Source organism: Terriglobales bacterium, from assembly GCA_035487355.1.
GTDB lineage: Bacteria > Acidobacteriota > Terriglobia > Terriglobales > Acidobacteriaceae > QIAW01.
This window is the reverse complement of the sequence record DATHMF010000010.1, coordinates 1-5,623: the sequence shown is the minus strand read 5'-3', so window position 1 is coordinate 5,623 and position 5,623 is coordinate 1. Positions and strand designations below refer to the sequence as shown.

Here is a 5,623-nt window from a genome sequence, read left to right as displayed (position 1 = left end):
ACGATTGAGCCGCCGAATGTTGACCCACTTTGCCGGGCTTTGTTCTGCTTTGGGCCTGGACTGCTCCCCTTCTTTTTCCCGTTCGAGGCAGGCGAGAATCTCAAAATCCGTGTTGGTGATGGAATGCCGCAGGCGTACGCTCGACGCAGATTTCGCAACTCTTCCGTTGTACTGCGGCAGCTCCCACATGGAAGGCATGAGCGTGGCACTTGCCGGCCGCTGCACCAGGTAAACGCAGTTCTGCTGCAGCCTTACCCGATAGGCTGAGCGGACTCTTCTGCGTGATTCTGGCGAAGTTGGTATCCGTAGTTTTCGTGGGCTGGTGAATTGCTTTCTGCCACGGCACAACCGGGCGAGCGGACACTCGGAACACAGCGGCGTCTTCGGCAGGCAGACGGTTGCGCCCAGCTCCATCATGGCCTGGTTGAAGTCGCCAGGACGCTCCGTATGAAGCAACTCGCCGGCGCGCCGCCAGCAATCCTCATGATTGCGAATCGAGCCTGGCCCATAAAAACGCTGCAACACGCGCTCGACGTTGCCATCCACGACGGGGACCGCTTGCCCAAAGGCAATGCTGGCGATGGCTGCCGCTGTGTAACGGCCAATGCCCGGCAGATGGCGAAGCGTCTCGGCAGACTGCGGCAATTTTCCGCCATGCTCACGCACAACAATTGCAGCGGCGGCATGCAACGCGCGGGCACGGCGGTAGTAACCCAGCCCACTCCACTCTGCCAGCACACTGGGGAGGCGTGCTTGCGCCAGCGCCCGGACGTTGGGAAAACGCCGCAGGAAACGCACATAGCGGTCGAGCACGACGGCAACGCGAGTCTGCTGCAGCATGATCTCTGAGACCCAGATTTTGTACGGATCTTTTTCTCCGCGCCAGGGTAAATTGCGCTGGTGCGCGTCATACCAACGCAGCAGCGCGCGGCGAAAGAGCGCAGCCGCCGCTGGCTTATGCGCGCGCTTAGTCTTTTTATCTCGGAGACGATTCACAGACGCCTTGATTGTACGTTACAGGCCATCCTTCGCCGCTGTACTATCTCATGATTGTTTTTATTGCACGGAAAAAGAATCGGCGTGGGCAATGGCCGCCCATCCGTTTTTCTGTTGCTGCCAGACCGACATCATGCGGGTATGAGGAAGTTGCAGAGGCTGGCCGCCGTAGGTGCCTTTCATATCCATGGTGTAGGTAATCACGACGGAATCACCGTCGGGGTGAATTTCCACGTCGCCCATCTCATATTCGGTAATTTCCAGGTTCTTCAGGTGCTCCAGGCTGGCCTCGCGGTCGCGTGTCTTCCCCGAAGTCTGGTAGACGTAGGTTGCCGCCAGATGTTTTTCGACCTCGTCCCAGTTTTTTTCTTTCACATCCTGCCACCACAGGCGCTCAAACTGCTCCGCGCCGGTGGCATTGGCCCAGGCAGGGCTCTTCTCTTTCCACTTGGTGCAGGCAGCTAACAGGAGGCCAACCATTGTGAGCACGAGAATCTGGCTGATACGTGTCAGGCGAAGCATGGAGGCGATTTTATATTGCTTTTGCAGATCGTGCATCCCACAAATCGTCATGCCCGAGATGGCGGAGATTTAATTGACCGATCACTCCACGCGCTTCATGGACGCTGGGTTTTATTGGAATCCGGTGTCTGGGATGTTGGCTGCGTTGATGGCTGGGTTGCAGGCTGCATTGCTGGCGCTGGCAGCGGATCCATGGGATCAATAAACGTAGGATCGGCGGTGCGGCGAATCACAAATGCGGGAAAGTGCATGCCATGCGCGATATCGGGCCAGAACTCGCGGAAGGCGTCGTTCAGGGCATCGAAGCCCATGTTGGTCAGAGTATGCTCCACGATGCCGGGAAAGCTGCGGTCGCGGTGCGGGTAGTAACTGTTGGAAACGGCCGTGGTGGCCAAGCCGGAAAGCAATCTCGAGGCATTCCAAGTATCGTCGCCAGAATCGCTCTTGGTGATAAGCTGGCGGGTGACCGCATAGAAGAAGCGCCGCCTCAGCGAACCGCGCGCCATGCGAAAGTAGCGCGGATCCGTGTGCAAGATCGAAGGGAACAAAAACGTTCCGGTGAACTCGCCCACGATATCGGTGCCCACCATGGCTCCCAATCTTCTTCCGTAACCGGCTGCGCCCCCGCCGAAGGCACGCGGATCACCCTGCGCCTGCGCCCACAAGGCATTGAAACCTTCTGCCATGAAATTAAAGGGATCGTAAATATCGCGCACAAAAAGTCCGAACTTCTCTCTGGCGGTGTACGGAAATTTAATGGGATACACGGCGATTGGCATGCGCTCTCCGCCGCTCTCGGGGCCGTTTTGGGTGAGCGCAATGCGCGTGCTGCTGGCGGAGTCAGGCAACGCAGTATCAACCGCAGAAGCGGTACCGGTCTGCTGTGCTGGCTCTCCATCGGCGTCATCAACCACGAGCTGCGGCAGTCTCAATTCCGAAATCATCAGCCACTGCTCCTGCACCTGGGGAGTGTAGCAAGCGGCGAAAGACATGCTTGGCTGGGTCTCTTGAGTAAATACAATCTCGCACCGGTTTGTGCGGGACGGCCCGGCATTCGGGCTTGCGATATAAGGAGCGCACACGGCTTCGACTGGACAGGCGGGCGCCGCGGCCGAAGCCGGAGTCTGAGCAAAGCTCATCAGCGATACAAGAGCGCTCATCCCGAACGCGATACTAATCCGTATCATATACATAAGGAAAGTTTCGTTCAGTCTTCGATTGGGGTTCGGGAAGTACAAACACTATAGACTAAAAAAACTCTTCCGTGTAGCCCCGCCATTAACGAAAAGCCCCTTTTTTACTTATCTTTACATTCCTTAATTTCCCTTTAACTTCCCGCGTTTGCTTAGCAGGAATAATGTCTTTTCCGCTTATTACTTAACAGTTGTTTAGATAGATGCAGGAACCAGCGAGGCTGGTGGCAATGACTTAATTTTTGCTGGGGAATCTTATTGCTCAATTGACCGATGGCCTGAGAGCCAACATAATGAATACGCTCGGTTTTTCCGCATCTAACAAAACGTGGGCCCATTATTGAAGCGGGTTTATCTGCCCAAGACTTTCGCGCTGGCGGTGATGATTGCTCTGCTGGCGGGCTGTGCTCATGAAAGAACAGCGCAGGTGCGGGTCCCTCCGGCGCCTTCGATCTCTGCTTCTTCCAATTCCAACTCCGAAGATAATGGCTCGGGCGCATCTGCCGGGGTTGAACCTTCTGTGCCGGCCAACGCACAACCTCTCTACACTCAAGTTGGCATGGCGAGCTGGTATGGCCCCGATTACAACAAGCGCAAAGGCGCCAATGGTGAGACTTATGATATGCATCAGCTCACCGCCGCCCACCTCACGATTCCGCTGAACTCGATTGCGCGCGTGACCAACCTGACGACGGGCGAATCGGTGCGCGTGCGCATTACCGACCGGGGACCGTTTGTGGCCGACCGCGTCATTGATCTTTCCATGGAAGCGGCCAAACGCATCGGCGTGTACCGCCCCGGCATTGCCAAAGTGAGAATTGAAGTATTGCAATCGCCCGCCGACATCAACCGAGGCGGACGCTGGGCTGTGCAGATTGGCGCTCTCAACGATGAAGGTACAGCCACCGAACTGAAAAACAAGCTGGAGCGCCGCTATCACACGGCACAAGTGCTCGACTTCAAAGGTCCACGCCACGATTGGTGGGTGCGCGTACGCGTGCTCGATGACGACAAGAGACGCGCTCAGGAACTAGTGCGCGAAAATACCACATCGCAGGGCGGAATCTATCTCGTGCGGCTGGATTGATTTCCGGCCTGCCCTTGATTCAACCTCTCCGCGTATAATCATCTGCACTTCTACTGAAAGAACCGCGAGGCTTGCCATGAGCGACTGCCTGTTCTGCAAGATCATTGAAGGCACAATACCCAGCAAGAAAGTTTACGAAGACGAGAGCACGTTTGCCTTCGAAGACATTGACCCGCAGGCACCAACCCATGTCCTCATTGTTCCTAAGCGACACATCGTGGACATCAAAGAAGCCAGGCCGGAAGACGCCGAGTTGATCGGTTACTGCCAGTTGGTCGCAGCCAAAATCGCGCGCCAGCGCAACATCGAGAACGGATACCGCACGGTCTATAACGTGGGCCCGGGAGCGGGCCAGACTGTGCTTCATTTGCATTTACATCTGTTGGGCGGACGGCCGTTGAAATGGCCACCGGGATAAAAAAAATTAAACCGCAGAGGGCGCTGAGGAACGCGGAGGCTTTTGATAATTATTTACAACCCTGCGGATTCCGTTTTTCAAATGATGCACGTTAAAGTTGATAAGAAGGCAAACTTGTTTGCTGCTCATTTTAAGATAAGAAAGTAACTGTGCCTGATGGATTGTATTCAGAGACTCAAGCTTCATAGGCACTTTCCAATAGCCCCGGTCCAAGTGCCGTATGCACCTTCATAGCTGCATCAACGATCATGCCGCTTACCTCATCTATGGTCATACATTCGCTTCTGCCTCCGCGCTCCTCTGCGGCCTCTGCGGTTTAATTAGTTTGTGCCTTTACGAAGTCTCGCAGAATCATCTGTGGCCCGCCGAAGTCGGGATGATAATTTTCTTCCAAGGTAAAAACCATATTCAGGCGTTCGCCGGGAGCGAGAGCTTCGGTTTGCATGCGCTCGGCCATACGCCAGCCCAGGGCATCGTAGCCTCGCTGGTTGCCGTTGCCGGAGCTGACCCGCAACTTCAAGTGCTTTTCTTTTAAGATTTTTGGGGGCTGCAGCAGAACCGCATTCCCGACGGAAAAAACAGGCTCGCGATTGCCCTGGCCGAAGGGCTCAAGTTGCTGCAGCTCACGGCACAGCTCGAGCGTAATTTGTTCCAGCTTGATTTCCATATCCACATCGAGAGAAAGCTGCAAATCTGCCGCCGTAAGATGATGGTGAGCATATTCTTCCATGCAAGTGCGCAACGCAGGGATGCATGCGCTGGGCAGCGAGAAGCCCACGGCGTGGGCGTGTCCGCCAAAGCGGGTGAAGAGCTTTCGGCAATCAGGCTCCTCCAGGGCTTGCAGCAGATGAAAGCCGGCGATGGAGCGTCCGGAACCATAGGCTTCGCCGGTTTCAGCATCGCGCGCCAGAACCAAAGTGGGACGTCCGTAGCGCTCGACCATACGCGTGGCAACAATTCCAATCACGCCGCGGTGCCAGCCGTCGCCATCGAGCACCAGGCAGTAAGGCTCGCGCTGCGCGGCATCGCCATCCAGCCGCTCCTGTAGTTCTTTAACAATGCGTGCCTCTTCGTTTTGCCGCTCGGCGTTGAGCTGGTTCAGCTTGGCAGAAATTTTTTGCGCCTGCTCCATCTCGCGGGTGGTGAACAGTTCGATGACGTCGTTGGCTACATCCATGCGTCCGGCGGCGTTGAGACGCGGAGCGATGCGAAAGGCCACATCCGATGCCGAGGGCGCGCTTCCGTTGCCGCCAACTGACGCCACTTCGAAGAGCGCCTTCAATCCGGCATTTACCGGTTTGCGCAAACCTGCCAGGCCAAGCTTTGCCAGCACACGATTTTCGCCGATGAGCGGCACGGCATCGGCAATGGTCGCAATCGCAACCATCTTGATAAATGAAGGTAGCA

6 protein-coding genes are annotated in these 5,623 nt (G+C 56.1%); 2 read left to right on the top strand and 4 right to left on the bottom strand.

All coding sequences use genetic code 11. The features are described 5' to 3' along the window. The 3 genes from VK738_02195 to VK738_02185 all read right to left on the bottom strand — a co-directional run. Positions 1-996 (bottom strand): A/G-specific adenine glycosylase (locus VK738_02195; protein ID HTD21433.1); only part of this gene is annotated, 996 nt, incomplete at its 3' end. 60 nt (positions 997-1,056) lie between these two features. Continuing rightward, on the bottom strand, positions 1,057-1,554 hold the full coding sequence (locus VK738_02190; GenBank protein HTD21432.1) for a nuclear transport factor 2 family protein: 498 nt from the start codon (positions 1,552-1,554) through the stop codon (positions 1,057-1,059). Positions 1,555-1,613: 59 nt separating this feature from the next. Next, positions 1,614-2,678, bottom strand: a complete 1,065-nt coding sequence (locus VK738_02185) for a hypothetical protein (protein ID HTD21431.1) — start codon at positions 2,676-2,678, stop codon at positions 1,614-1,616. A gap of 361 nt (positions 2,679-3,039) precedes the next feature. Here VK738_02185 and VK738_02180 point away from each other — a divergent pair, with 361 nt between their 5' ends. Both VK738_02180 and VK738_02175 read left to right on the top strand, forming a co-directional pair. Then, positions 3,040-3,798: a septal ring lytic transglycosylase RlpA family protein gene (locus VK738_02180; GenBank protein ID HTD21430.1), complete on the top strand. Its 759-nt coding sequence runs from the start codon at positions 3,040-3,042 to the stop codon at positions 3,796-3,798. Positions 3,799-3,874: 76 nt separating this feature from the next. Further along, positions 3,875-4,216: a histidine triad nucleotide-binding protein gene (locus VK738_02175; protein ID HTD21429.1), complete on the top strand. Its 342-nt coding sequence runs from the start codon at positions 3,875-3,877 to the stop codon at positions 4,214-4,216. A 316-nt stretch (positions 4,217-4,532) separates the two neighbouring features. On the opposite strand, the gene VK738_02170 is transcribed toward VK738_02175, so the two are convergent. Continuing rightward, positions 4,533-5,623: DHHA1 domain-containing protein (locus tag VK738_02170; protein HTD21428.1), on the bottom strand; the 1,091-nt coding region annotated here is incomplete at its 5' end.